24 protein-coding genes are annotated in these 26,657 nt (G+C 49.4%); 4 read left to right on the forward strand and 20 right to left on the reverse strand.

Features of this window, described 5'->3' with window-relative positions; translation table 11 throughout:
- Positions 1-87: 87 nt before the first annotated feature.
- Positions 88-330, reverse strand: coding sequence for a hypothetical protein (locus MJO52_RS14500; protein ID WP_252082508.1), 243 nt, complete (start codon positions 328-330; stop codon positions 88-90).
- 1,004 nt (positions 331-1,334) lie between these two features.
- Between MJO52_RS14500 and MJO52_RS14505 the strand changes: the two genes are divergently transcribed.
- The 3 genes from MJO52_RS14505 to MJO52_RS14515 are packed head-to-tail and all read left to right on the forward strand — an operon-like array spanning position 1,335 to position 3,709.
- Entirely contained in the window at positions 1,335-2,033 is a 699-nt protein-coding gene (locus MJO52_RS14505; protein ID WP_252082510.1) for an iron-containing redox enzyme family protein, read from the forward strand.
- Entirely contained in the window at positions 2,011-2,781 is a 771-nt protein-coding gene (locus MJO52_RS14510) for a class I SAM-dependent methyltransferase (RefSeq protein ID WP_252082512.1), read from the forward strand. Before MJO52_RS14505 ends, MJO52_RS14510 begins: the two co-directional genes overlap by 23 nt.
- Positions 2,774-3,709 (forward strand): TauD/TfdA family dioxygenase, encoded by a 936-nt coding sequence (locus MJO52_RS14515; RefSeq protein WP_252082514.1) that lies wholly within the window; start codon positions 2,774-2,776, stop codon positions 3,707-3,709. The genes MJO52_RS14510 and MJO52_RS14515 overlap by 8 nt, the downstream gene beginning before the upstream one ends.
- A gap of 91 nt (positions 3,710-3,800) precedes the next feature.
- On the opposite strand, the gene MJO52_RS14520 is transcribed toward MJO52_RS14515, so the two are convergent.
- From MJO52_RS14520 to cysM, 12 genes are all read right to left on the reverse strand, one after another.
- The gene (locus tag MJO52_RS14520) at positions 3,801-4,760 is read right to left on the reverse strand and encodes a DUF2279 domain-containing protein (protein ID WP_252082515.1); all 960 of its coding nucleotides are present in this window, start codon (positions 4,758-4,760) and stop codon (positions 3,801-3,803) included.
- Between the two features lie 426 nt (positions 4,761-5,186).
- Positions 5,187-5,945 (reverse strand): hypothetical protein, encoded by a 759-nt coding sequence (locus MJO52_RS14525; protein WP_252082517.1) that lies wholly within the window; start codon positions 5,943-5,945, stop codon positions 5,187-5,189.
- 153 nt (positions 5,946-6,098) lie between these two features.
- Positions 6,099-7,223 (reverse strand): tRNA-queuosine alpha-mannosyltransferase domain-containing protein, encoded by a 1,125-nt coding sequence (locus MJO52_RS14530; protein ID WP_252082519.1) that lies wholly within the window; start codon positions 7,221-7,223, stop codon positions 6,099-6,101.
- Between the two features lie 84 nt (positions 7,224-7,307).
- Positions 7,308-8,189, reverse strand: coding sequence for an NAD(P)-dependent oxidoreductase (locus MJO52_RS14535; RefSeq protein WP_252082521.1), 882 nt, complete (start codon positions 8,187-8,189; stop codon positions 7,308-7,310).
- Positions 8,190-8,194: 5 nt separating this feature from the next.
- The gene (locus MJO52_RS14540) at positions 8,195-8,992 is read right to left on the reverse strand and encodes an undecaprenyl-diphosphate phosphatase (RefSeq protein WP_252082522.1); all 798 of its coding nucleotides are present in this window, start codon (positions 8,990-8,992) and stop codon (positions 8,195-8,197) included.
- A gap of 6 nt (positions 8,993-8,998) precedes the next feature.
- Positions 8,999-9,697 (reverse strand): tRNA (adenosine(37)-N6)-threonylcarbamoyltransferase complex dimerization subunit type 1 TsaB, encoded by a 699-nt coding sequence (gene tsaB / locus MJO52_RS14545; RefSeq protein WP_252082523.1) that lies wholly within the window; start codon positions 9,695-9,697, stop codon positions 8,999-9,001.
- 165 nt (positions 9,698-9,862) lie between these two features.
- Positions 9,863-10,669 carry a hypothetical protein gene (locus tag MJO52_RS14550; protein WP_252082525.1) on the reverse strand — a complete coding sequence of 269 codons (807 nt, stop codon included), beginning with the start codon at positions 10,667-10,669 and terminating at the stop codon, positions 9,863-9,865.
- Between the two features lie 262 nt (positions 10,670-10,931).
- Complete coding sequence (gene hemH / locus MJO52_RS14555; protein WP_252082527.1) at positions 10,932-11,930, reverse strand: ferrochelatase; 999 nt, start codon at positions 11,928-11,930, stop codon at positions 10,932-10,934.
- A 167-nt stretch (positions 11,931-12,097) separates the two neighbouring features.
- Positions 12,098-12,751 carry an adenylate kinase gene (gene adk, locus MJO52_RS14560; RefSeq protein WP_252082530.1) on the reverse strand — a complete coding sequence of 218 codons (654 nt, stop codon included), beginning with the start codon at positions 12,749-12,751 and terminating at the stop codon, positions 12,098-12,100.
- A 143-nt stretch (positions 12,752-12,894) separates the two neighbouring features.
- A complete protein-coding gene (gene mazG / locus MJO52_RS14565) occupies positions 12,895-13,722 on the reverse strand; it encodes a nucleoside triphosphate pyrophosphohydrolase (protein ID WP_252082533.1) in 828 nt (275 codons plus the stop codon).
- A gap of 9 nt (positions 13,723-13,731) precedes the next feature.
- Positions 13,732-15,978: a GTP diphosphokinase gene (gene relA / locus MJO52_RS14570; protein WP_252082536.1), complete on the reverse strand. Its 2,247-nt coding sequence runs from the start codon at positions 15,976-15,978 to the stop codon at positions 13,732-13,734.
- A 675-nt stretch (positions 15,979-16,653) separates the two neighbouring features.
- On the reverse strand, positions 16,654-17,544 hold the full coding sequence (gene cysM / locus MJO52_RS14575) for a cysteine synthase CysM (RefSeq protein WP_252082540.1): 891 nt from the start codon (positions 17,542-17,544) through the stop codon (positions 16,654-16,656).
- 288 nt (positions 17,545-17,832) lie between these two features.
- On the opposite strand from cysM, the gene MJO52_RS14580 reads away from it, so the two are divergent.
- Positions 17,833-20,598, forward strand: a complete 2,766-nt coding sequence (locus MJO52_RS14580) for a response regulator (RefSeq protein WP_252082542.1) — start codon at positions 17,833-17,835, stop codon at positions 20,596-20,598.
- A 35-nt stretch (positions 20,599-20,633) separates the two neighbouring features.
- Here MJO52_RS14580 and acpS read toward each other — a convergent pair whose 3' ends face one another.
- The 7 genes from acpS to lepA all read right to left on the reverse strand — a co-directional run bounded on the left by acpS (position 20,634) and on the right by lepA (position 26,585).
- Positions 20,634-21,023 (reverse strand): holo-ACP synthase, encoded by a 390-nt coding sequence (gene acpS / locus MJO52_RS14585; RefSeq protein ID WP_252082544.1) that lies wholly within the window; start codon positions 21,021-21,023, stop codon positions 20,634-20,636.
- Positions 21,020-21,769, reverse strand: coding sequence for a DNA repair protein RecO (recO, locus tag MJO52_RS14590; protein WP_252082547.1), 750 nt, complete (start codon positions 21,767-21,769; stop codon positions 21,020-21,022). Before recO ends, acpS begins: the two co-directional genes overlap by 4 nt.
- A gap of 24 nt (positions 21,770-21,793) precedes the next feature.
- Positions 21,794-22,693 (reverse strand): GTPase Era, encoded by a 900-nt coding sequence (gene era / locus MJO52_RS14595; protein WP_252082549.1) that lies wholly within the window; start codon positions 22,691-22,693, stop codon positions 21,794-21,796.
- A gap of 113 nt (positions 22,694-22,806) precedes the next feature.
- On the reverse strand, positions 22,807-23,487 hold the full coding sequence (rnc, locus tag MJO52_RS14600; protein WP_252082551.1) for a ribonuclease III: 681 nt from the start codon (positions 23,485-23,487) through the stop codon (positions 22,807-22,809).
- Positions 23,480-23,920: a DUF4845 domain-containing protein gene (locus tag MJO52_RS14605; protein WP_252082554.1), complete on the reverse strand. Its 441-nt coding sequence runs from the start codon at positions 23,918-23,920 to the stop codon at positions 23,480-23,482. The genes rnc and MJO52_RS14605 overlap by 8 nt, the downstream gene beginning before the upstream one ends.
- A gap of 48 nt (positions 23,921-23,968) precedes the next feature.
- Complete coding sequence (gene lepB, locus MJO52_RS14610; RefSeq protein ID WP_252082555.1) at positions 23,969-24,736, reverse strand: signal peptidase I; 768 nt, start codon at positions 24,734-24,736, stop codon at positions 23,969-23,971.
- Between the two features lie 43 nt (positions 24,737-24,779).
- The gene (gene lepA / locus MJO52_RS14615; RefSeq protein WP_252082557.1) at positions 24,780-26,585 is read right to left on the reverse strand and encodes a translation elongation factor 4; all 1,806 of its coding nucleotides are present in this window, start codon (positions 26,583-26,585) and stop codon (positions 24,780-24,782) included.
- Positions 26,586-26,657 lie beyond the last annotated feature (72 nt).

A 26,657-nucleotide genomic window follows, 5' to 3' on the forward strand; every position in this document is an offset into this window, starting at 1 on the left:
ATTGGTATGATCCATAGCTGGTAAACTTAACGGGGTCAAATTAAGAAACTATGTAATCAAATTGAAGCAAAGTTGAGATATTCGGCGCTAACCAGCACCTAGGCCAAATGCTAAGTATCCGGTAATAGCCAACAGGAGCAGAAGCCCAATTAATCCCGCCCGACCAGGTAATTCTGCAGGTGATGACTGTATGTTTTTTTCACGTACATAGGTGTTAACAATTATTCTTGCTTCTTTAAGATTAATATTTTTGTATTCACGCAGAAGCTTCATAGCTTGAATCATTTGGCCACTTTCAATTGCATCAACTACATCTTCTTCCAATTTCATCATTGGTCCAATTACCGCTCAAGGAACTATAATTTTGGCATATAAAACATGAAAATTCATGAAATCTACTATAGTTATGTCGAACCATTCCTATTAGTGTAATTGGTTCTATAAGAACATCCCCTCAAGAACCTGACTACAAATACCCACAAATTCTTAAATAATCTTTAATGTTACTGACTGAAAAAATAAACTATGTACTCTATAACCACCTAGAGCAAGCCGCCACTAAATCCTTTTTTTGCAACTAAAAAGAAACCAACTCGAACAGGCGAAAATAAATTAGTATCAACGCCTACTAACCAGGAGAAAGCCCTTTTTTGGAAATCCTAAAGACAGCAGCGTTAAAGCACTTAGATCACACAAAAACATTGCCTGTGAGGCTTACAAGTTCGACAACTATACCCTTCTCACACATCGACCAACACAAGAGCAACTCTCTTTAACCCAATAAGATATTGAAATCATTGATTTACATCAATCACCCGCATCTCAAGACAGGAAATCAAAAACTATAAAGTACAAAATAAAAAGCATTCTCTTGAAATATTTTTGAGCACAAAAAAATCATTCACCATTCAAAAGAAAACAAAACAAACACTAAACCTGCATCAACTCTCTCTTAAAAAAAGCAAATACTCCCAAATAGGTATAGAGATCTAACCACCAAGAATCACAGCTAACAAAAAACCATAAAATAAGAAGCGCCCATGGGAAATCAATTGCAATTTAACAATTGCCAATAAAAATCCAACTTCGTATACTGAAATTCTATCAAAAAACAATAAACTTAAAGCTAGTGGGCACAGGATGTGCATTGACAACCTGAAAAGCAAACAAGCTATACCGTCAACATCTAGAAAAGGAATTTTAACATTAAAAGGAGCAACACAAGCCGAGTTTGGCTGGAAGATCTATCCGAGGAAGTACTTAACCATAGGGCTGTAAATCATACCTATTTAATACGGTTTAGTGAGGCATCCCTGCCAAACTTTCCTTATGTTGTGGCTGATTTTGCACAACAATACAGCCTATACACATCCCGATTTATTAACTTATTAAGTGCAGCCATCTCCAAGCTGACCATTCCGGAGCACCGAAATATACTCTTGGAAAACCTGAACGAAGAATCTGGTAATTATGAGGAGGATGAACTCCGAATACTAAATCACCATGGAATAGATCCAAGGTGGATAAAAAATATCCCCCACGCTGATCTTTTTAACCGCTTTAAAGAAAAGGTCACACAGGGTAAACAAGAAACACCTCTTTCGGATGATGCGATCATCTGGTATGACATGCTTTCAATGGTATTACTTTATGGCTCTACCGAGGAAGCAATAGGAGCTTTAGGGATAGGAACAGAGCATGTAGTAAGTACAATTTATCCATATATTGAAAAGGGGTTGAAGCATTTACCTGAAATTCAGCCCAAGGACTACTGCTTCTTTTCCGTTCACACTCTAATCGACGATGATCATGCTGAAAGCCTCAACCAGATCGCATTAACTTTTGCCGAGACAGAAGAAGGAAGGAGGCGTCTTCGCCAGGGTGCAACTAAGGCTCTGAATTTAAGAGCTGCTTTTTGGGATGGCATGCTTGCACGAGCATACAACAATACAAAAATCATCGACAACAATTATAACTCGACAACCACACAAGTATCAGGAGTGGCTCAGGATGAACCAACCTATATCAACTGAATCAATTTATAATGCACAAGCCACGAATTGGCTTAGATCAGAAAAAATACTGTTGAGCGACTTCACGGCAAGACCTCGTGTTTTAGAGGCTCTGGGCAAAATCAAAGACCAAGATATCCTAGACTTTGGCTGTGGAGAGGGCTATGTATCACGCATGCTGATAGAGGCTGGTGTCAAGTCAATTTTTGGAGTTGACTCTTCTGCTGAAATGATAGCTCAAGCACAATCGATGGCTAAGGAACTCAAGCTATCTAATGCAACTTATACCGTAGGCAATGCAGTTTCATTTAATCAATTTCCACAAACCAGATTCGACAAGGCCATTGCCGTATTCCTTTTCAATTACCTGACTATCGAAGAAATGACTCAGGTAATGAGTAAAGTACGTTCTTTGCTGGTAGCAGGTGGTACTTTTGTCTTTACCGTACCCCATCCATGCCTCCCCTTTATGAGGGAAGAAAGCCCACCGTTTTACTTTGAACATGGTGAAAAATCTTATCTCGACGGTATAAATAAGACCTTTGAGGGGAAAATCTGGCGTAGAGATGGTGTACCGGTCTCTGTTCGCTGTGTACATAAAACCTTTGCACACTACTTCGAAGCCCTTGCTAAAGCCGGCTTTAACAGCCTACCCGAAGTCAAAGAATTAGCTGTAACGGATGAACATCTGGCATTTGACCCTGAATTTTTTGGTCCACTAAAAGGCTATCCACTGCATGTGTTATTTAAGGTGAAGGTAAATGATTGATATAGCACCTGACGAGACTATCCGTGCACAGGCATGGACAGCCGCAGAGTTGGAAGCTAAACCCAACTGGAAATTTAATTGGCCTAATGACTGGCCAAATGAAATCAAAGCCCTGCAAGAATGGTCTAAAGAGCAGGACAACCCTATTCGGGCTTTGCAAGCAGATTCTGTTGCCACTCCTCAGTTTGATCAGCTCGCCCAAAAAATCAAAAGTGAAATCCATGAAGGCAATGGTGTTACTTGGATTCGAGGAGTAAAAGGCTTTGATCAAACAACACTAAATCTTCTGTTTCTCAAAATCAGCCTGGCAATGGGGCAGACTATTGATACCTACGGTAGACTCTACGGCATTTTAGATACGGGCAAAAGCTATAAAGACGAAGCCATTCCTGTTTCACAAACTAACGCAGCAACTGGTGTACATACAGATAGCTCACAACGAGCCATACAACCAAATATTTTAGGGCTCTGCTGTATTACCCCCGCGATTCAAGGTGGTAAATCTAAAGTAGTTTCTGCAGCCCAGGTACATCAAAATCTCAAGAAACAGGCACCTAAAAAGCTAGAGCTGCTCTACAAGAATTACATTCGAGATCTTGTCACACCAGGGAGCGATAAAGATATCCAGAATATTCTGAACAATCATTTCCCGATTTTCAGCTATGCCAATGGCAAAATTTCTATCCGCTATATGCGCTACTGGATAGAGAAAGGCCATCAACGAGTCAATAATCCCTTAACGGCAGAGGTACTTCAAGCACTGGATCTTCTTGATGGAGAACTAAACAACAAAGAAAATGTTGTTAGCTTTTATATGAATTCTGGCGATATGATTTTTATTGACAATACTAGAGTCTTGCACGATCGCGATGAATTTATAGACACACCCGAGCAAAAACGTATATATACAAGGGTGTGGATAGATTAAGTGCTTACAGGCTCCAGGAGAATCTTCTCCGGGGGCCTGGCAATTAGGTACATAAGTCTACTGGGTAAGTAATTATAAAGTCGGATCCGCTTTAATCATTCTCACTAGCAACATAAGTATGAGGAAGCTGAATATATTCAAAAAACTTTCGCCCAAATCGGCCTCCAGTACTCTCTCTAACTCCAGATCTGCCAAAAAGCAGCTCCCCTATATTCACTCCAACCCCAACATAGAGCTCTCTACGCAAAGGGTCGTCTCGTTCTTTTTCTTTCAAAGTGAAACCCCGAGCAAAGTAACCCCCATGTAACTCCAGATAATTAAGAGGATTTCTCCGTGATAAGCCAAAACCACTTAACTTTAAGGCCAGTAGATATTTTTGCCCCGAGTAATCTGAGTGTGGCTTAAAGCCAGAGCGATTACCCGATGGAAGATATTCTAGACGAAAATCCAGCTTTTCCCTAAGCCCGGGGATATTCCGCCTTAGGTAAGAGATTCCTACTCCTGCAGTATTGGCAACAACGTCCTCCCAGGCAAAGCCATGCTCCTTAGAGTAACCATCGCCTAACTCCACAAATAACATACTCAACCAAGCTAGAGTAACTGCACTAGCCTCCGCCCCTACAGCATTATCAGCCTTGCAGTGAATGGCATCTGTAAAGAATTCACTGAGAAGATAGCTCCCATAGACATGACCGAGCTTATCCATACCACCATTGGCAGTATCATCCTCAAAGAAACCCTCACTAGTTGTACCAAAACTACTAGATCCCCAGTCCCAATCCACTAAACCAATCGCTAAAGTGGAAACAGCTACCCCTGCAGCCTCAAATAGAATGGTAGAAAGATGCTGCTTGAATTTAGGCAGTTTAAAGCCATGCCATCTAGAATCAGCCACCGGATACTGCTGTACACAACCAAATCTTTGTGATTCTTCTAAAGACACTGAATAAAGGTCTACAGGGCTGGTCACCTCTTTAGCTAACCCCTCAAAGCTCCATATAACAAAAAGCATGACCAAAGAAATTCTATGAGCTTTTACACGATTCATCATTTCCATTTATTCCTTTAATAGGAAAATCCGACTTAAACTTTTATCACATTCAAGGGTAAGTGTTGTATGACAAAGCAAGCTACCTTAGCAATAAAGCCAAACTTGATAGCTCAACCTTCCTTATTATCTCTACATATACCAATCATTAAGCATAGGAATAAATATAGACAAGGTCCAGAAACAGACCTAAAGGTGATTATTGCGCCAAAAAAGTGGGGCGGAGCATATTGAATCAACTGATTTTATTACTGGAACAACTCATTTCAAGACAATGCATCAGCATATAAACACCACTCCAGGAGGATAAAGCATCTATAAAGGTAATGTAATTTATTTAATATGAATAATCGACTAACCGCCAAGCATTGGCGCTACAAATTAAAGATTAGTAAAGATCAACGTGCAACAACATTGCATCTTATAAATTTACTTCCTATCAATACTTGAAAGTGCACTCCAAAAATTACTCTCATAGGCTTGAATAAGCCTTACGCGAGTTTCAATATCCGACTCACTTACTCCGGAGGCCAAGCCTTTTGCCACTATAGCTATAGCCTGCTCTCTAAAATCAGAAGGTAAAGTGCTAAAATTGATTAAGAACTCCAACTGACTGTCAGACAACCCCCTATATTGTTTAAGTGCTTTTGCCATACGGCCAACATTTTTACCAAAACTTTGAAAGTTGATTAAAAGGGCTGCCGCAATCTCTGCAGGTTGTGCATAATTTGCCAGCCATGCTGTATAAGCTGGATACGCCTGCGCCCCAGCTAGCGGACGATACTTAGTAATTTGACTTTTCGAGATATTAAGTGCCTGAATTAGAACCGGCAATTGCTCACTGGCAGACATCTCATTAACTACTAAGCGATAAAAGAATTTGTTAGTCACCTTACTTGAAGAACCACCAAATCGATGCAAGGAGAGTGCGTTATTGCGAAGGTCAGATTGAATAATCAGGCGCTGCTCCAGTGCAAAAGCATTTATAACTGACATTGACAACTCATTCTTTTCCAGTTTTTGGAGAATGGCAGGAACTTCATTACTAAGATATTTATTTTCAAGCCGTTGGATTAATTTCTCAGCCCTACTTCGTTTCTCCTCAATAGTTTCCGCAACAGAATTCGCCACAACTATTACTGCGAATATAAAAAAAAATCCTAACTTGATAAAAAAACCTGAAGTCACCTTATAGCGCTCCAAAACCTAAAGCGATAAGCATAGCATCTCAATCAGTAATTAGCGCAGATTACGCCGAGATAATCACGCTACTTGAAAGCTATAATGTCTATCTCAAATATCTACAACCATATATTGAAGATTGATTTCTCATTTATCTATTTAAAGTCTTTCTTCAGACAGCAAATGATAATACTCGTTCTTAATCCTCCCCCAAGATAACCTTGTTAAATCGACCTGCCTGCTTGTACCAAAATTGGCAATCGCGGCCAAATTTTTTAGCTTGCAAATCGCATCCTCAACCTCAGAATAACGAAACCACTCAGGATAAAACTCCGGGTAGCACTGCTCATCCGGCACTAATGGCGTACAACCCGCTACGGCGGCCTCCATTACCGCCAATCCCTGAAATTCGTGGTATGCAGTAGACAGAAATACATGGCTGTTATGCAAGGTTTGTCGGTATAGAGATTCACTCTCCACGTACCCCACCACCAGCAGATTCTCACTAAACTCCCTTTGTATCTGCTCAAATTCTTTTGGGCTATTACGAAAAGATTGACCCATCAGGTTGAGTAAGAATTTTACCTTTTTCTCTTTTAGGCCCCGAAGAATTTGCAGCAGACGGTCTGCGCCTTTGTCATATTCCCAGCGGGCGGCCCAACTGATGATTAGTGTATCCTCGCTTACTTCACCCTGATAACCCTGCCCCCAGCGGTGATCCCAGCAAAAATCAGCTTGTGTGTACTCTTGAGTAAAGAGTGCATCCTCTAGTGGTACTGGCAGCACCTTCGACTTACTTGTAATTTCTTCACAAATTCCCACCGGCACACAGTCCGGGAAGCGCTTTAAAAGCTTGGCTGCGCCTTCAATCAGGGTGCGGCGGTTGAATTCCGAATTAAACAGCAACAGGTCACCGGCTAACGCGGTATAAATATTGAGGAGCTGTGGCTCTATAGACCGGAACGCACCTGAACTGACTGGATAGGCAAACTGATTCTCGTGAAAGTAGACCACCGTGGGCACCCCCACTATCTCGGGCACTAAGCCGCGCAACGCACTGAGATCAGTCATAGACGTGGCAACAATTAGGTCCCACTGTTGCTTTAGTATTTGTGCCGTCTCCCCCCTGGCCCAAGAAAGGCTGTTGCCACGTATACGCCAGCTGAAATAGCGCGGGGGCAGTGTCAAGACTGTCCACTGCCACCCGGGGAAGGCAGCGACTAGGCCTTTACGCCAACGCTTGTGACTGTCGGCATCATAGGCCGAGAGCAATAAAACTTTCATGGGAATCTAAAACAACAAGGAACGGAAATACAGAGCTGGAAACAGAAGTATCCAGCTCCGTTATAGGCTTGAGAGGAGGTAAAGTCAGTCGAAAGAGCGCACATTCATCAGGCGAGCAAACAGACTAGAGGTATCCCAGCGAGAACCGCCGATCGCCTGCACCTCACTATAAAATTGATCCACCAGTGCCGTCACCGGTAACAGGGCGCCATTATGCTGGGCTTCCTGTAAAACGATGGCCAAATCCTTCCGCATCCAGTCCACGGCAAAGCCGTGATCATATTCACCGGCCAGCATTGTTTTTGAGCGGTTTTCCATCTGCCAGCTTTGTGCCGCGCCCTTGGAAATTACATCCACGACCTGTTCGCCATCCAGCCCTGCCGCTTTAGCAAAATGCAGCCCCTCTGCCAGCCCCTGCACCACACCGGCAATGCAGATTTGGTTGACCATTTTACAAAGCTGGCCACTGCCCACCGGGCCCAATAAGGTAACAGCACGGGCAAAAGTGTCTATCAACGGCTTTACACGTTCAAAATCTGTCTCTTCACCACCAACCATTACGGTGAGAACCCCATTTTCCGCACCGGCCTGGCCACCAGATACTGGGGCATCGAGAAATCCGATACCTTTCTCTTTGCCATTTGCTGCCAGTTCACGCGCGACATCTGCCGAGGCAGTAGTATGATCGACGAACAGGGTGCCCTTTTCCATAGTGGCGAAGGCGCCCTGCTCTCCAGCAACCACCTGGCGCAAATCGTTATCATTACCCACACAGGCAAACACCACCTCTGCACCTTTTGCGGCCTCAGCGGGTGTTTCGAAGCTCTCCCCCTCATACTCGCCCAGCCATTTTTCTGCACGGCTGGCGGTGCGGTTATATACCCGCACTGAGTGACCCGCTTTTGCCAGGTAACCCGCCATTGGGTAACCCATTACTCCCAAGCCAATAAACGCTACCGTTGCCATATTGATTACCCCCATATCATCCAAATAAGAGCCGCCCCTAAAATCAGGCGGTAAATCGCAAATGGCGCCATGCCGATGCGACTAATAAATTGCAGGAAAAAATGAATACATAGATAGGCACTAATAAAAGAAAGCAAAGTACCCAATAAAATATCCCCCCAGGGTACCGACTCTAGGGCGAGTAAATCATAGGTCAGTAACATGGCCGGCAGGGCTATCGCCGGTATGGATAACAAGAAAGAGAAGCGCGCAGCAGCTTCGCGCTTCATGCCGAGCATCAGCCCTGCGGTCATGGTAATACCCGAGCGGGAAGTACCTGGAATAAGCGCCAATACTTGCGCACCACCAATAACTAGTGCTTTTTTCCAGTTAAGTTGCGTTAGGGTTTGCACCCTGGCTCCACGCACATCAGCCCACCAAAGCAACAGACCAAAACCGATGGTGGTGGCAGCTATAACTGCTGCTGAGCGTAAATGCGTTTCTATATAGCCTTTAAAAATTAATCCTACCAAACCGACAGGAATCGTAGCCAGCACAATCAGCCAAGCCAAACGTCCTTCATCGCTAAATTGCCTAGATTTAAGCCCCCCTAAACCATCGCGCAGGAGTAGCCAAATATCTTTTCGAAAATAGGTGACTACCGCGATCAGTGAGCCAAAATGTACAGCCACATCGAAAGCAAGCCCTTGATCTTGCCACCCTAAAACTTCTGCAGGCAAGATCAGGTGTGCCGAGCTTGAAATAGGGAGAAATTCAGTCAAGCCCTGGATCAGGGCCAGTACAACAATCTGAAATATTTCCATGAATTATCAGGATCGAATTTTTTGACGTTTTTGCCAGGTAACTTCATTGCGAAGATAAACGGGCTCCAAAGCTTCAGCAGATACCATTTCACCAGCTCGATAGAGAGGAACCGCTAGCTCAGCAATATCCCGTGCATGGATTAAGGCATTCAAATCCAGCTCTGCCGCCCGAGCCTTGCCTAAAGCCTCATAGTGCCAACCGGGACCGGCACCGAAATATGTGCTTGTCAGCTTAGTCTCACTCAATGACAGTAGAACCTGCTCCGGGTTCTGCACGGCTTCAGATATCAGGCTGCCATTAGGCATCTCGATACCGTAAATCCCCCAGTACACCTGCTGCATACGGGCATCGAGCATAGCGACAATAGGGGATCCCCCCCACTGTGGGTGCGCCCTTCTGGCGCCTAGGGCCAAAGCGGCTAGGCTGGAAACCGGCACTACCGGCTTATCGGCGGAAAAGGCCAGTCCCTGTACACAACTAATAGCAATACGCAGGCCCGTAAATGAGCCGGGGCCCCTACTGACTGCGAAGGCATCCAAATCGGAAAGGCCCAGCTGTGCCTCTGCCAGCACCTCATCTACCATCGGTAGCAGGCGCTGTGTATGGTCTCGCTCCGCCTGAACAAAGCGCTCGGTAGTCTGGCCATTACTATAAAGTGCCACAGAGCAGGCACCCGATGTGGCATCCAGGGCAAGAATCTTCACAACTATTTCAAACCGGGTTATCGAGGGGAGTGAATTGTGGCACGGTCACAAGGTCTAGTCATGTAGATTAGCGATATTGAGGAAAGAGAAAACCCCGGTATTAACCGGGGTTGATGGAGAGTTAGCCATGCCACTAAGGCATGCTGTGAACTAGAGGAGGTTTAATTAAGCCGCACTCTTGGGTGGTCGACCACGGCGAGCGGTACCGGCCTTAGGTGGGCGCCCTCGACGAGTTGGCGTTTTCTTGGCCGCCTCCGCTTTGCTAGCAGACTTCTTCGGACGCCCTACTCTTTTCGCTGGCTTTGCTGCGGAGGTGGCCTTCTTGGGGCGCCCTACACGCTTGGTGGCTTTAGTTTCAGAAGCAGCCTTTTTGGGGCGGCCTACTTTCTTGGCCGCAGTAGTCTTTTTAGTCGCCGCCTTTTTAGCTTTTTGAGCATCAGCTTTTAACTTCGCAGCTGCTTTCTTCTCTAGCTCCTTGGCTTTTGTCGCAGCCTTCTTTGCTGCAGCTTTTATCTTAGCCTCAGCTTTTTTCTCGGCGGCTTTGATCTTCTTGGCATGAGCCTTAACACGAGACTTCATCCAGCGCGCTTCGAACGCCTTCAATGCCGCCGCCAGGTCTTTATCTGCCTTGGCAGAAAGGCTTTCAGAAAGGGTGGCCACCTTCTCCTTAGCCGCTTCTTCTGCATGACGCACGGCATCCATGGTCTTGGCCTTGGCAAGCTCCATTTTTGCCATCGCCAGCTTGGCGCGTAAATCTTTTGCTTTACCATTGGCGCTGGTCAAGGAAGCCTTGGCCGCTGCCGTACTACTTTTTTGTGCCCGCGCTTTTGCTTTTGCCACACGATCCATTTGTGCATCCAGCGACTTACTTGCTGCATCCACGGCTTTCTGTGCTTTTACGACTACCGGCGACGCTTTGGTCGATGTAGTTGCCTTTTTAGCACGTGTACTCTTTTTTACTACTCTTGCCATCCCTTGTCTCCTCATTAAAAAGAAGAAGTACTTCCAAAAGTGTGCTGGCAACGCGGCCTGTTAGCTATCGAATAAAACCCGGGGGTTATTTTATTGCTTATACAGAGCGGTGCGCTGCCTATTTCAATACAACTTTATCAAAGTTAATAAAAATACACGGCATTGCAAGTAAAAAAGCGAAAAATGAGAAATTTTTCAGCAAATAAGTCTCTTTTCCTTAACAAATTGCCTTTTGAAGAGGCAAAACACCTAAAAGTAAAAATTATTTTGGGCCTGGCAACTTATCTTCAACAACCGCAGCAAGAGCTTCGATATGATCCGCACGTAAATTTAGCGCGGGAATATAATGGTATTCACTTCCACCCGCTTCGATAAAATTAGCGCGATTCTCTACCGAAATTTCTTCCAATGTCTCTAAACAATCGGCCGAAAATGCTGGGCAAATCACATCAACACTCTTGATACCGCCTTTGCCCCATTCAATCAGGGTTTTATCGGTATAAGGTTGCAACCACTCAGCCTTACCAAAGCGTGACTGAAAAGTAACTTGCCAACGCTCCGGGGAAATTTGTAATTCTTCCGCAAGCAGCCTCGCGGTTTCCTGACAATGGCGTAAATAGGGGTCCCCTTTATCAACATTTGCTTTGGGAATACCGTGAAAAGAAAGCATTAATTTTTCAGCCTGACCGTGTTTCTGCCAGTGTTCCCTGACAGAGTTGGCGAGAGATTTAATATATAGAGGGTTGTGGTAATAATCACGAACCAGGGAAATATCCGGAATATCACGACTCTTTCGGAAAATTTGCGCCACTTGATCATATATTGCAGCAGTAGTGGTAGCCGAATACTGCGGATATAAAGGGAAAACAACAAAGGACTCATAGCCTTTTGATCGCAAGCCTTCAATAACTTTATCGAGGCGCGGTTCACCATAAGTCATGGCATACTCTACCGCGATATCCCGCCCTTTATCCTTTAAATGCTTTTGCAGTAGCTGCGCTTGATGGCGGGTATAGTAGAGAAGTGGTGAACCTTCAACTTGCGCATCGTCCGCGCTGCAATTCCAGATTTCCGCATAAGCCGGAGCAATTCTCTTGGGGCGAAAAGGTAATATCAAACCGTTTAGTATTGTAAGCCACAGTGGTCGGGGTATTTCCACTACCCTGGGGTCGGAGAGAAAGTCTCGCAAGAAATCTCTTACGGCGGACGGCGTGGGCTGCGCAGGGGTACCCAGATTCATCAAAACTATCGCTGTGGACATACAAAGACCCGCCTGAAATACAATTTTGCCAGGAATAACCTGCCGGCCATCTTAATGATTGGTCAGTCAACTACAAGGTAAGCGCTTGCGAAACTAAAAAGGAACCCATCGGAGAAGATACAAAAAAGCCCCCAAACGGGGGCTTTTTTTAACAATGTACAGTGCGATCAGCTCAATGCTTCGATGACCTTATCGCGGATCTCATCCATGCTGCCAACTCCCATCACTTTACTGTATTTCGGAGCTGCTTCAGGGGAGCGCACTTCCAGCTCTCGGTAGAAGCCAACCAGCGGCGCTGTCTGCTCGTGATAAACCGCCAAACGCTTGCGCACGGTAGCTTCGGTATCATCACTGCGCTGTACCAGTGCCTCACCAGTCACATCATCCACACCTTCGCTCTTGGGCGGGTTGTACACAACGTGATAGACGCGGCCTGAACCCTCGTGCACGCGACGCCCAGACAAGCGCTTGACGATTTCTTCATCGTCCACAGCAATTTCCAGCACATGATCGATATGCACATCGGCATCCAGCAGTGCTTGCGCTTGGGGAATAGTGCGGGGGAAACCATCGAAAAGGAATCCATTTGCACAATCTGCCTCAGCGATGCGCTCTTTCACCAGGGCAATAATCAGGTCGTCGGAAACCAGTTTGCCGGCCTCCATAATGCCTTTTGCCTGCAAGCCGAGAGGTGTGCCCGCTTTCACCGCAGCGCGAAGCATATCGCCGGTGGAGATCTGCGGAATGCCGAACTTCTCTGTTATGAATTGTGCCTGAGTGCCTTTACCGGCCCCCGGTGCCCCCAAGAGAATAATTCGCATGTTCAGTAAGCCTCCAAAACTATCGACGCACTAAGAGCCGCCGCGCCAAAAGAGCGCTACCTTACACGTCCACCCCAAATTGGGCAAGATTATGACTGTGGTACCGCCATTACCGCAGAATAAACTGCGGCCAATACGGCTACTTATCTGTCTGAATCCTGTCTTTCTATGTCTTTCGCGCGCTCCCAGAGTCGATCAAGCTCTTGCAGGCTGGCATCTTCTGGCCCACGTCCATCTGTCCTGAGGGCTGCCTCAACAGCGCCAAAACGACGCTCGAACTTACGATTACACTGTCGCAGTGCAGACTCAGGATCAACTTTCAAATGCCTGGCCGCGTTTACACAGGAGAACAACAGGTCGCCGAGCTCCTCCCCAGCATGCTCACGATCACCGGTTGCAATAGCCTCGCGCAATTCGGCTATCTCTTCCTCTATTTTGTCCAGCACACCGGTAATATCTGGCCAGTCAAAACCCACCTGTGAGGCACGCTTTTGCAATTTGGCCGCACGCGTCAAAGCGGGTAAGCCCGCGGTAACACCAGCCAGGACTCCACTCTCACCCTTTGCGTTGCGCTCTTCAGCTTTAATGGCATCCCAGTTTTGCTTTACTTGCGCTTCATCCATTGCAGAGGAGCCATTCTCGCCATAGAGCTCTCCGCTGGGGAATACATGAGGATGGCGTCGCACCAACTTGCGTACCAGGGTGTCCACAATACGGGAAAAATCGAAATGACCCTGCTCACGGCCGAGCTGGGAATAGAAGATCACCTGGAACAATAAGTCCCCAAGCTCTTCATGTAGATGTTCGAAATCTTCAAGCTCAATTGCCTCGGCCACTTCATAGGCCTCTTCAATCGTTGAAGGAACAATACTGGAAAATGTCTGTTTCAGATCCCAGGGGCAACCACCGTTTGGGTTGCGCAACTGGGACATTAGGTGGAGTAAGTCCTCCACCGAGTATTGGTCTTGCAAGGATCCCCCTCAGCGCAGCATACGCCGCTTCGCCGATGCGACATTGGGCAGGCGATTGATGCGGTGCAACACGTAACTCAACTCTTCAAAATTATGAATCTCGGCGGTAAGTACCATCTCTACAGTATGCTTATGCTTATTACTGTGCGTCTGCATCGCCGTAATATTGATTTTCTGACTATCGAGCATAGCGGTGACATCGCGCAACAGCCCCAGGCGATCATAGGCTTCGATAACGATTTCCACCGCATAGAGTTCCCTCGGTTTTGCCGCCCAATTAACTTCTAGTACTCGCTCAGACTCCTCTGCCTGCATACGCAGCATATTCGTGCAGTCTTTACGATGTATCGATACCCCGCGACCAAGAGTGATGTAACCCATAATTTCATCACCGGGAACAGGGTTACAACAACCCGCAATATGCGTCAGTAAATTGCCAACGCCTTCGATATAAACATCGGCTTTGCCCGCCCCCGTGGCCACCGGGGCAGTAAGTGAAGGCACACGCTCCGCATTGTCGACCTTTACCATACGCTGGGCGGTATTCAGCACCTGCCCCACACCGATATCCCCAGCTCCCACTGCCGCATAGAGATCATCCAACGAGTGCATATTCAGCTTGGCAGCAAGCTGCTCAAAATTAAAATCACTCAGAGCAAGCTGTTTGAACTCACCATCCAAAATACTGCGACCATCGGCAATATTTTGATCCCGGGCCTGCTGCTTAAACCAGTGGATAATCTTGGCCCGCGCCCGCGAGGTTGTTATATAGCCCATACCGGACGAAAGCCAATCGCGGCTGGGGGCTTCACGTTTACCAGTGAGGATCTCCACCTGATTGGCGGTTTCCAGTTCGTGGTTTAATGGCACTATGCGACCATCCACCTTAGCGCCGCGACAGCGATGACCAATCTCGGTGTGGATTTTATAGGCGAAATCCAGCGGTGTGGCTCCGCGGGGCAAATCGACTACATGGCCATCGGGAGTAAAAACATAGATACGGGAGTCCCCTTCCCCGGTCTGAAGATCTTCTTGTAAGGGATTACCACCCACCTCTTCATGCCAGTCGAGCACTTGTCGCAGCCAAGAGATCTTTTGCTCATAGCTATCTTGGCTCTCTGTTTTCAGGTCGGTGCCCTTATATCGCCAGTGAGCACAGACCCCATATTCAGCCTCCTCGTGCATGGCAAAAGTACGGATTTGCACTTCCAGCACCTTGCGTTCGGGGCCGATCACCGCAGTGTGCAGGGAGCGGTAGCCATTCTCCTTCGGAGAGGCAATATAGTCATCAAACTCGTTGGGAATATTGCGCCAGAGGTTATGTACAATCCCCAGCACCGCGTAACAATCCCGCACGGTAGGCACCAGTATGCGTACAGCACGAATGTCATAAACCTGAGAAAAGCCGATATTCTTGCGGCGCATCTTACGCCAGATACTGTAGATATGCTTTGCGCGACCATAGACATCACCCTCTATATCCGCCCGCGCCAGTTCTGAGCGAAGAAGCTCCAGCACCTCATCGATATATTCTTGTCGCGCCATCCGCTTTTCATCTAAAAGGCGCGCTATCTGTTTGTAGTCTTCAGGCTCAAGGTAACGGAAGGACAAGTCCTCCAACTCCCACTTGATATGCCCTATGCCAAGGCGATGCGCCAGTGGTGCATAGACATCGGCCACCTCGCGAGCGACTCGCTGGCGCTTAGTGGGCTCAGCATTCTTGGCCGCACGAATTGCACAGGTCCGCTCGGCAAGTTTGATCAGCGCAACGCGAACATCATCAACGAGCGCCACCAACATACGGCGGATATTTTCCGAGTGCTCCTCTACCGCACCGCTTTTGCTTTCCTCACCAGTATCGGCACTGCGACTGCGAATCGCCGCCATGCGCAATACCCCGCGAATAAGCTTGGCTACAACCGACCCAAACTCCTCTTCAACGCTTTTAAGCGCGAGGCGCTTCTCTCGTACTGCTCGGTAGAGCACTGCAGCCACCAGTGCTTCAGAATCAATTTGCAAGTCCGCCAGGATTTCCGCCATTTCAAGGCCGGTGGCAAAACTGCTGGCACCCTCTGCCCAAATATTTTCCGCGGCAATAGCCTGTTGTTCAGCTTCAGCACTTACTTCTGCTGCACGGCGCAAGGTCACTATGGCAGCCCCATCCAGCCCAGCCAGTTTTTGCACATGGCGCAACCAAGCTTCCAGGTCGTGCTCTCTCTCACCTCCAAAGGAATGATGTTTTCTGACTTGAACCATGTTTTAACCGGGCCGAAACAGGAATTTGTAAGCTTACTAGCATTGCTCAGTGGCTTGCATGATGGCAAAACCAAGCAAAAACAATAACTTCCCAAATTAGGGACGCTTCTATCATAGGTTTGGTCAGACTAAAGTCCACGATTTTCTTTATGTTTTCAACAAGCTGCGTGAAATTTAGCGATAACTCACCCCAGTGGATATGGCTTGATACTGGAAACTGCAAACGACAATACCAATTGGTCAATCACATTGAGCAGCGAGAATTCTTACCGAGGAGAATGCGATCAAAGGAAAGCTTGTCGGGCTGAAAGGCTTTTACAGAGAGGCCCTCTCATTTTCAACATCTCAGCGGTGACACTGAAAAACCGAGAAAACCAGTCTCTATTACAGCCTTTTTAGTGGAAGCCTATTCATTAGCCACATAAAGAGAGCTTTAAGCCCTCACCTGCCGCCCACAGCTAATTAATGGTCTTTGTTTTAATAAAACAATCTACGCACTGACAATCTTAAACTGAGAACACGCTTAAAATCAGAGCGTCAAAAAAAACTAAAAATAAAAGTCGGAGAGAGGAAATATCAAATATACGCAGATAGATTGGCAGGCATATAAAAAATCACACTAAAGTCGGGGGCAACAAAAAATCTGCACACCCGACTGTGCCTTTTTTCCCAGCCTTACTGATTGAACAATCCCGAGGATAAATAGCGATCACCGCGGTCACAGATGATTGCCACAATTATGGCATTCTCCACTTGGCAGGAAAGGCGCAGTGCTCCGGCAACCGCTCCGCCGGAAGAAACACCACAGAAGATGCCCTCTTCACGCGCCAGCCTACGTGTCATTTCCTCCGCTTCCCGCTGATCCATATCGATAACGAGATCCACTTCCTCTGGGACAAAAATTTTTGGTAGGTAAGCCTGTGGCCATCGGCGAATTCCGGGAATACTGGAACCATCGGTTGGCTGCAGACCCACAATCTGAATCTCCGGCTTCTGCTCTTTCAGAAAGCGGCCGCAGCCCATTATGGTACCTGTGGTCCCCATAGAAGAGACAAAATGAGTAATTTCCCCAGCGGTCTGCTGCCAAATTTCGGGCCCGGTACCCTCGTAATGGGCCAGAGGATTATCCGCATTGGCAAATTGATTAAGCACGAGGCCACGACCTTCGGTCTGCATTTGAAGAGCCAGATCCCGAGCACCTTCCATTCCCTCCTCCGCGCTGACCAAAATCAGCTCGGCACCGTATGCTGTCATAGAAGCCTTACGTTCTGCGGTAGCACTGTCCGGCATAATCAGGATCATACGATAACCTTTAATGGCAGCTGCCATTGCCAGTGCGATGCCCGTATTGCCGCTGGTAGCTTCTATCAAGGTATCCCCTGGTTTAATCTGCCCTCTTGCCTCGGCGTGGTTGATCATTGATAGAGCTGGGCGATCTTTTACCGAACCGGCCGGATTATTACCTTCCAGCTTGAGCAAAATCGTATTGCTGGTATCACCGGGGAGGCGTTGCAGCTTGATCAGTGGCGTATTACCTACGCAGTCAGCAATCGTTGGGTAATCCATAGTACCTTGAGTCCAGACATATTGCGGCCGCACAGTGTACCCGATGCTCCCTCTCGGGCTAAATACCGACTATTTTGGTGGACTATATAGTCGAGTTATTACAAGTATCAAAAAATCGCAAAGCAGAAAACATTTACCCAGAGCAGCCCGTATAGGAGTGCGCCTCCTCTCGCATAGGGGTAAAATGGGGAAAAAATAATCGCACAAGACCCTTGATTTCTCATGGCCCCAAATAATACCGACCCTTCCATGCCGGCTCCTTCAGAGCTCCGCTCGTTGCGTTCAACTATGTTTCGCTTCACGGTTGCGCCAGCGCTGATTTTGGCCATGACTCTGGCCCTGGTGTTCACACTGCAACAAATGCACGATCGCCGCCAGCTCTTACTCAGCCACGGACGGGCAAGTGCCGAGCAACTGGCCGAGTTAATTGAAATGAGTGGCGGCCACCCTTTCGATCTGCGTATGGAATGGTTACGCAAGAGCCTGTTGGCACTGATGTTAGAAAAGGACATGGTGCGCTCGGTGCATATTTATTCCACTGAGGAAAGTAAAAAAATCTCACTGGATAGATCCACTGGGCTGGGGCTTCTGGCCAGTGTGGGCCCACGACCACGCACCCCGCTTACAAACCACCAACTCAATCAACGCGAAGCTTTTATTTTTGAAGATGATGAAACCCTACAGGTATTACAGCCATTAAAGGGGGACATCACCACCTGCTGGATTAGTATCGAGCTACACCGGCCCTATTTTCTTGTGGGCACCTACCAAGTATTACTCGTGGGCTTGGTGGGCTTAATTATTTGCACCTTGGCCGCCCTAGCTTGGTCGGTGATTTTATCTGAGCGTTTTGCTCACAGCCTGGTACGTATGGGACAGGTATTACAAGCCATGGGGCGCGGTGAGTTTGACCGCCGCATTCACGAGATAGAGAACCGCGAACTCGCACAACTGGCCGATCAGATTAACGAGATGGGTGAAAGTCTTGCCAATTACCAGCGGGACTATAAATCGAACATGCTGCAGAGCATGGACGATCTACGTCAGTCTCTCGACAGTATGGAAGAGCAAAATATCGAGTTGGACCTGGCACGCAAAAGAGCCCAGGAGGCGAGCCGTATCAAGTCGACCTTCCTTGCCAATACCAGCCATGAAATCCGCACACCATTAAACGGCATTATCGGGTTTACTAATTTATTGCTTAAAACCGAGATCGATGAGCTACAACAGGACTACCTGCAAACCATTCTGCGCTCCTCAGAAAACCTGCTCACCACAATTAACGATATCCTGGATTTTTCTCGAATCGAGTCCGGCAATTTGGTGCTCGACCATATCCCTATGGACCTGGGGCAGCTGCTTGAGGAGACCCTGCAAATTCTTGCCCCTTATGCCTATGAGCATCACCTGGAACTGGTGCCACTGATTGACCCACAATTGCCTGTCACCCTGGTGGGCGATCCTCTACGTACAAAGCAAATATTTACCAACCTGCTCGGTAACGCCGTGCGCAGTTCCGAGAATGGTAATATCCCGGTACGCCTCACTGTACAGAGCAATAAGGACTCTGAACTGGTATTGCGAATCAGTGTTACCGACCTTGGCAATCGCATTGATGAGCCCGGTCGCCGCGAGCTGGAACAAATTCTCAACGCCAAAACACCACAACATTCGCAGCAGATCAGCGCCAACGGGCTCGGAATCTCTATCGCTCGCAGCCTCGTCGAGCGCATGCGCGGTTGCACGGGTATGGAAGTAGCTGCAAATGGTGCCAGCACCTGCTGGGTGGAACTGACCCTGGTACCGGAACGCAACCGCGGCATCCCGCCACGGGTGCTTTTCCCAGACTGCCGCATACTGATTGCCGACCCCAACGAATTGACCCGCTCCCAGGTTGCTCAACTGCTTAAACAGTGGCAGGTTGAACCCATTGAACTTGCCGATACCGATACTCTGCAGCCAGCAATTGAACAAATGTGGCGGCACGATGCGCTGCCAGATGCGGTGATTATCGATACCGCCATCGCCAAGGGAGACTTTGACAGCTTCAGCATGAAGGTACAGTCCCTGGTCGATGCCTATCAATGCCGGGTAATCGTACTCGGTGCCCCAGCAGAGCTGCGCCGCTGCTATGAGCAGTTGCGCACCCGCACCTTAACTTTCCTTGGCAAGCCGGTAACCCGCGAGAACCTGCTTCGCGCCCTGAAAAGAGCCGTCCCCCAACAGAGCCAGCCTCGCCCCAGTAATGGTGTCGTACCCGCCCTCCCCTGGCCCGCGCCACCGCGTGTCCTGGCCGTGGATGATCACGCCGCTAACCGGCGCCTGGTCGGCGAGTTACTGCGCGCCCAGGGTGTAGAGGTGGTGATCGCCGCCAGTGGTGAAGAAGCCTTACTACATTGGCAGCAAAGCACGTTCGACTTGGTCTTCATGGATATCCAGATGCCCGGTATGGACGGTATTGAAGTCACCCGCTGCATCCGCGAACGAGAGACCGGCCGCCGCACGCCCATTATTGCACTCACTGCCCATGTGGGAGCCGAGGAGAAGGCGAGGCTACTGTCCGCAGGGCTAGACGACTACCTGAGCAAACCAGTAAGCGAAGCCCAGTTGTCCCATATGATCAAACGCTGGCTCAAAATTATCACTCCACAAGTGGTAGAAAAATTGAACCCAAACCAGATGCGCCTGGTGGATATCGGAGAGAGTCTCAACCTGGCAAATGGCGATGCAAAACTGGCCAGGGATATGCTGCAAATGCTCGTGGATGGGTTGATAACCGATGAACGGGAACTGGAGCGACTACAGGGTCTAGGCGACATAAAAGGCATGTTTGAGTTGACCCACCGCATGCACGGCGGCTGTTGTTATTGTGGCGTATCACGCCTACGAGAGGCCACTTGTGTGTTACAGGAGGAGTTACGTATCCAGCAAAATCAGGAGAATCCCCAGCTCGACCGCCGCAAATTGGATAGGGCACTCAGGGAAATTCGTGCCCTGCGAGAATGGGCCTCCGAGCAGGATCTCGACACACTGTTTGGGTTGGAGGTTGCCTGACTCGCAGTGAATTAAGGCCGGGGAGATGCTCCGGCCTAACTGCGAGCTTCAAAAATCACGAACGCCAGGGCTGCATCCTTTTCATCAGAAAGGGAGAGGTGTATCACCTCCACTCCCATCGCCTGAGCCCGCCTCTGCGCTCCACCCCGCAGCAGCACCTGCGGAGCTGCACCCTGGCGCCGGCGCACTTCAATATCCTGCCAGGAAACACCTTCTCCAATACCAGTGCCTAGGGCTTTACCCACCGCTTCTTTAGCTGCAAAGCGCTTGCACAAATAGGCCGCTCTATTGGCCTCGGCAAGATCGGCAAAATCACAGCGTTCGCCACCACTCAATATACGCTCCACGAAACGATCACCATGGCGGCGCCAAACTGACTCGATACGGCTGTAATTGCAAATGTCGGTACCGATGCTAACAATCATTTCCCGTAAACCTGTTTAAATAACTCGCGGCTCTGCAAGGGCTTCTCCCCCAGTAATGTGTGCAACAAAATACGGGTTAAACGCTTCGCCGGGCCCAATACTTCTGCCGGCCACTTGCCAGACTCTTTAGCCCGCAGTACCCCCAGCAGCTCTGAACCAAAAAACTCCCACTCACGCAGAGCAGTGGCACCCTGCCTGTGCACCGGCACAAAGCCCACCTCCAATTCCAACCTATAGCTGCCGGCCTCACTCACAACACCCTGACTCTGCACACAATAATCCAAGGGTGGGCAACTACCCAACTCCGCGAGCAGCTGTAATTCGAAACTGCGCAGTGGTCCTTCCAACTCTGCACTGTCCGTACCGCCCAGATCTGATAGCTCCTGCAATAGACGCTGATAGGTGGCAAACAGACCTATGTGCGCCTCGCCCTCCGGTAGCAAGCGCACCATCAACTCATTGGCGTAGAGCCCGCCATAGACAGCACGTCCCTTAAGCCAGAGTGGAACTCCAACATTCTCCACGGGCCCGAGGGTTTTCAGGGATCCAGCACCGAGCAGAGTAACTAATAGAGGCGTAAAAGGTTGCAGCGCCTGCTGGCGCCGCTGCTTGTCCCTCCGCGCACCGCGGGCAACACAACCAATACGGCCATGGTTTGGAGTGAATAACTCAAGAATCAGGCTGGAGTCGCGATAGGGCCGGGAGTGGAGAATGTACGCCGGCTGCGCCGGCGGTGGTGTCTTCATGGCGGACGAGTCAGGGGAAGAGAGTTACTCGTCCCGATAGCCGAGACTGCGTAGGGCACGCTCGTCATCAGACCAGCCGGACTTCACCTTAACCCACAAATTCAGCATTATCTTGCTATCGAACAGGCGCTCCATATCTTCACGAGCCTGACTGCCAATCTGCTTGATACGTTCACCCTTGTTGCCGATGATAATACGCTTCTGCCCCGATCTCTCCACCAGGATCGCTGCGCTAATATGCAGAATCTTCCCTTCCTGTTTGAACTCCTCAACCTCAACAGTGACCTGGTAGGGCACTTCCGCTCCCAGCTGACGCATAATTTTTTCACGCACAATCTCTGCGGCGAGGAAGCGTGAACTGCGATCAGTAACTTGATCCTCTGGGAAGAAGTGTTGCCCCTCTGGCAAATGCTTGAGGATCACCTCTTCTAAGGAATCAAGGTTGACGTTGCGCAGTGCCGAGATCGGCACAATTTCAGCCTTAGGGTGCTGTTCCGCCAAAGCCTGCAGCTGAGGTAGCAGATCATTCTTATCCTCCAGCTGATCGACTTTATTGACGGCGATAATCAGCGGACACTTGAGACCGCGCAACTTATCGGCCACCAGCTGGTCTCCCTCACTCCAGCGGGTGCGCTCCACGACAAACACCACCACATCTACATCCCGCGCTGCACTGGAAGCGGCGCGGTTCATATAGCGGTTGATGGCCTTTTCCTGATCCGAATGCAGGCCGGGTGTGTCCACAAAAATAATCTGATTGGGGCCATCGGTTTTAATACCGAGCATGTTGTGGCGGGTTGTCTGGGGCTTGCGTGAAGTAATTGCCAGCTTCTGGCCCAGCAAATGGTTAAGCAGCGTGGACTTTCCCACATTGGGGCGGCCGACGATCGCTACATAGCCGCAGCGAGAGGGTTGTTCGCTCAAGAAGTTTCTCCGAAAGGGTTGAAGTGCCCAGCGAAACCGGGCTCTGCTCGCCCCCGCACACAGGGGCTATCTGTCCGAGCCGGGCGATAAACCGCTGCGCTCTAATTGTAAGGTTAGTCCTGCCCAGTGAGGCGCTTATAAGCCTCTACCGCAGCAGTTTTCTCTGCGGCGCGGCGACTATTGGCCTCGCCGCGAACCGGCTGAGCCAAACCACTAACCCGGCATTCTACGATAAAGTGCTGGGCGTGCTCAGCACCGGATACATCCACAACCGAATACTCTGGCAGTGGCTTTTTACGGGCCTGGAGCCATTCCTGCAAGCGGGTTTTGGGGTCTTTCACCGTCTCCAGTGACAGCTCCTGCAGCCGTGGTGCAAACCATGCCAGCACTCTAGCGCGCGCTGCCTCCAGACCGGCATCAAGGTAGATAGCACCGATCAGGGCCTCCACCGCATCAGCCAGGATAGAGGCACGGCGAAAGCCGCCGCTTTTCATCTCACCCTCGCCCAGGCGCAAGCAGTCGCCAATATCCAGCTCTCGCGCCAGCTTGGCCAGGGTTTCACCACTGACCAATTGCGCGCGCAAACGGCTCAGCTGGCCCTCGCGACCCTGGGGAAATTGCTCATAGAGTGCGGCACCAATAGTAAAGCCGAGAATGGAATCGCCGAGAAATTCCAAACGCTCGTTGTTACGGCTGCCGTGGGATCGATGTGTAAGCGCTAACTCCAAAAGAGTGCTTTGTTCAAATTTGTGGCCAAGGCGCTGGCAGAGGCGCTCCAGTAAAAGGTCAGTCACGTTTGCGGAATTGCTCCAGATCTATCAAAGGATCACAACAAAGCTCAGGCTTGGCCGTATTGAGCTGTTTGTTAAATTTCATCACGACATCCACGTTATAAATCAGCGGCTGGCGCAACTCGTAATTAATACTGACCACAGTACTTTTCGCCCCACGCACCACCTGCAATGCTTTAGTGGGCTCTCCACGCACATTATTGATCAGAAAGAAACGGCCCAGCTCTTTCTTGATCTGGCCGGTCGACATATTTTCCAGCTCCGGGTTCTCACCCAGAGTTCTCAGGGCCTCACTCACATAACGCGCATCCACGTAGGCTGGGGCCATTTTAGAAACACAGGTAAGGGCAAAGCCCAACACCGCAATAACCAACAACCAACCCCAGTAACTCATGCCGCGCTGACGCTTTAGTGAAACCCGGATAACACTACTCATTACCTTTGCCCTCAATCCATATCGCCGGCACAACGCCGGCCATTTTCGTTATTGGATAGAGCCTACTCGTTTAAAGCTGGGCAAACTGAGCCAGTTGTCCCAGTGCATCCAAATAGCAAAAGCTTTACCCACTACATCACGCTCAGGGACAAAGCCCCATGCACGGCTATCGAGGCTGTTATCGCGGTTGTCGCCCATCATAAAGTAATGGCCTTCCGGGACTACACCACTAAAGTTACCGTACTGACTGGCAGGGATATTTTTTTGCATTAAATGGCGCTTGCCATAGAGATTTTCCCACAATATTTCCTGTCTCGGATTTACCGGGGGCATCGCCTGAATCAGCTCCTGCGGTGCCAGCTCACCGTTGACATAGAGCACATTGTTTTTCAGCTCAATTTTGTCACCGGGAAGGCCAATAACCCGCTTGATAAAGTAGGTATCATTCATGTGCGGTGGGAAAAACACCATCACGTCGCCGCGCTGAGGTTCGCCGATATCTACTACTTTTTTACGGGAGACCGGCAAGCGCAAGCCGTACTCATACTTATTGACCAGAATAAAATCACCAACCTGAAGGGTTGGGATCATGGAGCCAGAGGGAATCTGGAAAGGCTCGACAATAAAAGAGCGCAACACAAAAACGATTGCCAGGATTGGGAAGAACGACTTTGCGTACTCCACAACCACTGGATCCTCTTGCTTGCCCCCGCCTTCTTTTTTGCGGCGACGGGCAAAAAACAGGCTGTCTACCAGCCAGATACCGCCACTGATAACGACTAACCAGAGCAGAATCAGAGGTAAATTAATATCCATTATGTATCTCTATTTTCCTTGAAGCCAATAGCGGACCTAGCCGCTATTGATCCACCTTCAGCACGGCCAGGAAGGCCTCTTGTGGCACTTCCACTCGACCGAGCTGTTTCATACGGCGCTTACCCGCTTTCTGCTTTTCAAGCAGTTTTTTCTTACGGGTGACATCGCCACCATAACATTTTGCAGTCACATTCTTGCGCAGAGCCTTTACGGTGGTACGGGCCACCACTTGGCCACCAATAGCCGCCTGAATTGCCACATCGAACATCTGCCGGGGAATCAATTCTTTCATTTTTTCCGCCATGGCACGCCCCTTCTGCTGGGCATTCTCACGGTGCACGATCAGCGCCAGGGCATCGACTCGATCCCCGTTAATGAGGATATCCAGACGCACCAGTTTTGCCGCTTCGAAGCGTACAAAGCTGTAATCCAGGGAAGCAAAGCCACGGCTCACCGACTTGAGGCGGTCGAAGAAATCCATCACCACTTCACTCATGGGCAGCTCATAGCGCAGGGATACCTGGGAACCCACGTACTGCATATCTTTCTGAATACCGCGCTTCTCCACGCAAAGAGTAATCACGTTGCCCAGATATTCCTGCGGTACCAGGATATTCACCTCGGCAATAGGCTCACGCATCTCCTCAATGTTACCCACATCCGGCAGGCGCGATGGGTTATCCACCATCACCACTTCGCCGTCGGTCTGCTCAACCTCATACACCACAGTTGGCGCGGTGGTGATCAAGTCGAGATCATACTCGCGCTCCAAACGCTCCTGGATAATCTCCATGTGCAGCATACCGAGGAAGCCGCAGCGGAAACCAAAGCCGAGCGCATCAGAGGTCTCAGGCTCATAGAACAAAGAGGCATCGTTAAGAGAAAGCTTCTCCAGCGCATCGCGGAAGCCTTCGTAATCGTCGGAGCTAACCGGGAACAAACCCGCGTAAACCTGTGGTTTGACCTTCTGGAAGCCCGGCAGCATTTCGATTTCATCGGCACCCTTAGCGTGGGTCAGGGTATCGCCCACTGGCGCGCCATGGATATCCTTGATGCCAGCCACAACAAAACCCACTTCACCGGCACGCAGCACACCAGTTTCTTTGCGCTTGGGGGTAAAGATACCGACGTTATCCACCACATGGGGGCGACCAATCGACTTGGTGACAATCTTGTCTTTGGTTTTCAGGGTGCCCTGCACCACTCGTACCAGGGACACAACGCCCAAATAGCTATCGAACCAGGAGTCGATGATTAGGGCCTGTAGCGGCGCATCCACATCGCCCTCGGGTGGTGGAACCTGACGCACCAGATCCTCAAGGACATCCTCTACACCCAGACCGGACTTGGCGCTGCAACGGGTCGCATCAGCTGCATCGATGCCGATGATTTCCTCAATTTCCTCAGCGACTTTATCCGGGTCCGCTTGGGGCAAGTCCATCTTGTTTAGTACCGGGATAACCTCCAGGCCCTGCTCAATCGCCGTATAACAGTTGGCCACTGACTGGGCCTCGACACCTTGTGCGGCATCCACTACCAACAGCGCCCCTTCACAGGCTGCCAGAGAGCGGGATACCTCGTAGGAGAAGTCCACGTGTCCCGGGGTATCGATAAAGTTCAACTGGTAGGTCTTACCATCCCGCGCTTTGTAGTCGAGCGTTACACTCTGCGCCTTGATGGTAATACCGCGCTCGCGCTCCAACTCCATGCTGTCGAGCACCTGGGCTTCCATTTCGCGGTCTGAGAGCCCGCCGCAATCCTGAATAAAGCGGTCCGCCAGGGTAGATTTCCCGTGGTCGATATGGGCAATAATGGAGAAATTGCGGATATGTGAGAGATCTGTGGCCACTGCGGAATAAAAACCCTTGAAAAATCAAATGATTAGCTGACGGAGCTGCCAGCTGTGTGGCGCAAGTCTAAC

This window comes from Microbulbifer variabilis (assembly GCF_023716485.1).
GTDB lineage: Bacteria > Pseudomonadota > Gammaproteobacteria > Pseudomonadales > Cellvibrionaceae > Microbulbifer > Microbulbifer variabilis_B.

Excerpts from the sequence above, each read along its gene's own strand:
- MJO52_RS14500 (WP_252082508.1), bottom strand. The coding sequence starts at position 330 with ATGAAATTGGAAGAAGATGTAGTTGATGCAATTGAAAGTGGCCAAATG.
- MJO52_RS14510 (WP_252082512.1), top strand. The coding sequence starts at position 2,011 with ATGAACCAACCTATATCAACTGAATCAATTTATAATGCACAAGCCACG.
- MJO52_RS14515 (WP_252082514.1), top strand. The coding sequence starts at position 2,774 with ATGATTGATATAGCACCTGACGAGACTATCCGTGCACAGGCATGGACA.
- MJO52_RS14520 (WP_252082515.1), bottom strand. The coding sequence starts at position 4,760 with ATGATGAATCGTGTAAAAGCTCATAGAATTTCTTTGGTCATGCTTTTT.
- MJO52_RS14530 (WP_252082519.1), bottom strand. The coding sequence starts at position 7,223 with ATGAAAGTTTTATTGCTCTCGGCCTATGATGCCGACAGTCACAAGCGT.
- MJO52_RS14535 (WP_252082521.1), bottom strand. The coding sequence starts at position 8,189 with ATGGCAACGGTAGCGTTTATTGGCTTGGGAGTAATGGGTTACCCAATG.
- MJO52_RS14540 (WP_252082522.1), bottom strand. The coding sequence starts at position 8,992 with ATGGAAATATTTCAGATTGTTGTACTGGCCCTGATCCAGGGCTTGACT.
- MJO52_RS14550 (WP_252082525.1), bottom strand. The coding sequence starts at position 10,669 with ATGGCAAGAGTAGTAAAAAAGAGTACACGTGCTAAAAAGGCAACTACA.
- hemH (WP_252082527.1), bottom strand. The coding sequence starts at position 11,930 with ATGTCCACAGCGATAGTTTTGATGAATCTGGGTACCCCTGCGCAGCCC.
- adk (WP_252082530.1), bottom strand. The coding sequence starts at position 12,751 with ATGCGAATTATTCTCTTGGGGGCACCGGGGGCCGGTAAAGGCACTCAG.
- relA (WP_252082536.1), bottom strand. The coding sequence starts at position 15,978 with ATGGTTCAAGTCAGAAAACATCATTCCTTTGGAGGTGAGAGAGAGCAC.
- cysM (WP_252082540.1), bottom strand. The coding sequence starts at position 17,544 with ATGGATTACCCAACGATTGCTGACTGCGTAGGTAATACGCCACTGATC.
- MJO52_RS14580 (WP_252082542.1), top strand. The coding sequence starts at position 17,833 with ATGTTTCGCTTCACGGTTGCGCCAGCGCTGATTTTGGCCATGACTCTG.
- acpS (WP_252082544.1), bottom strand. The coding sequence starts at position 21,023 with ATGATTGTTAGCATCGGTACCGACATTTGCAATTACAGCCGTATCGAG.
- recO (WP_252082547.1), bottom strand. The coding sequence starts at position 21,769 with ATGAAGACACCACCGCCGGCGCAGCCGGCGTACATTCTCCACTCCCGG.
- MJO52_RS14605 (WP_252082554.1), bottom strand. The coding sequence starts at position 23,920 with ATGAGTAGTGTTATCCGGGTTTCACTAAAGCGTCAGCGCGGCATGAGT.
- lepB (WP_252082555.1), bottom strand. The coding sequence starts at position 24,736 with ATGGATATTAATTTACCTCTGATTCTGCTCTGGTTAGTCGTTATCAGT.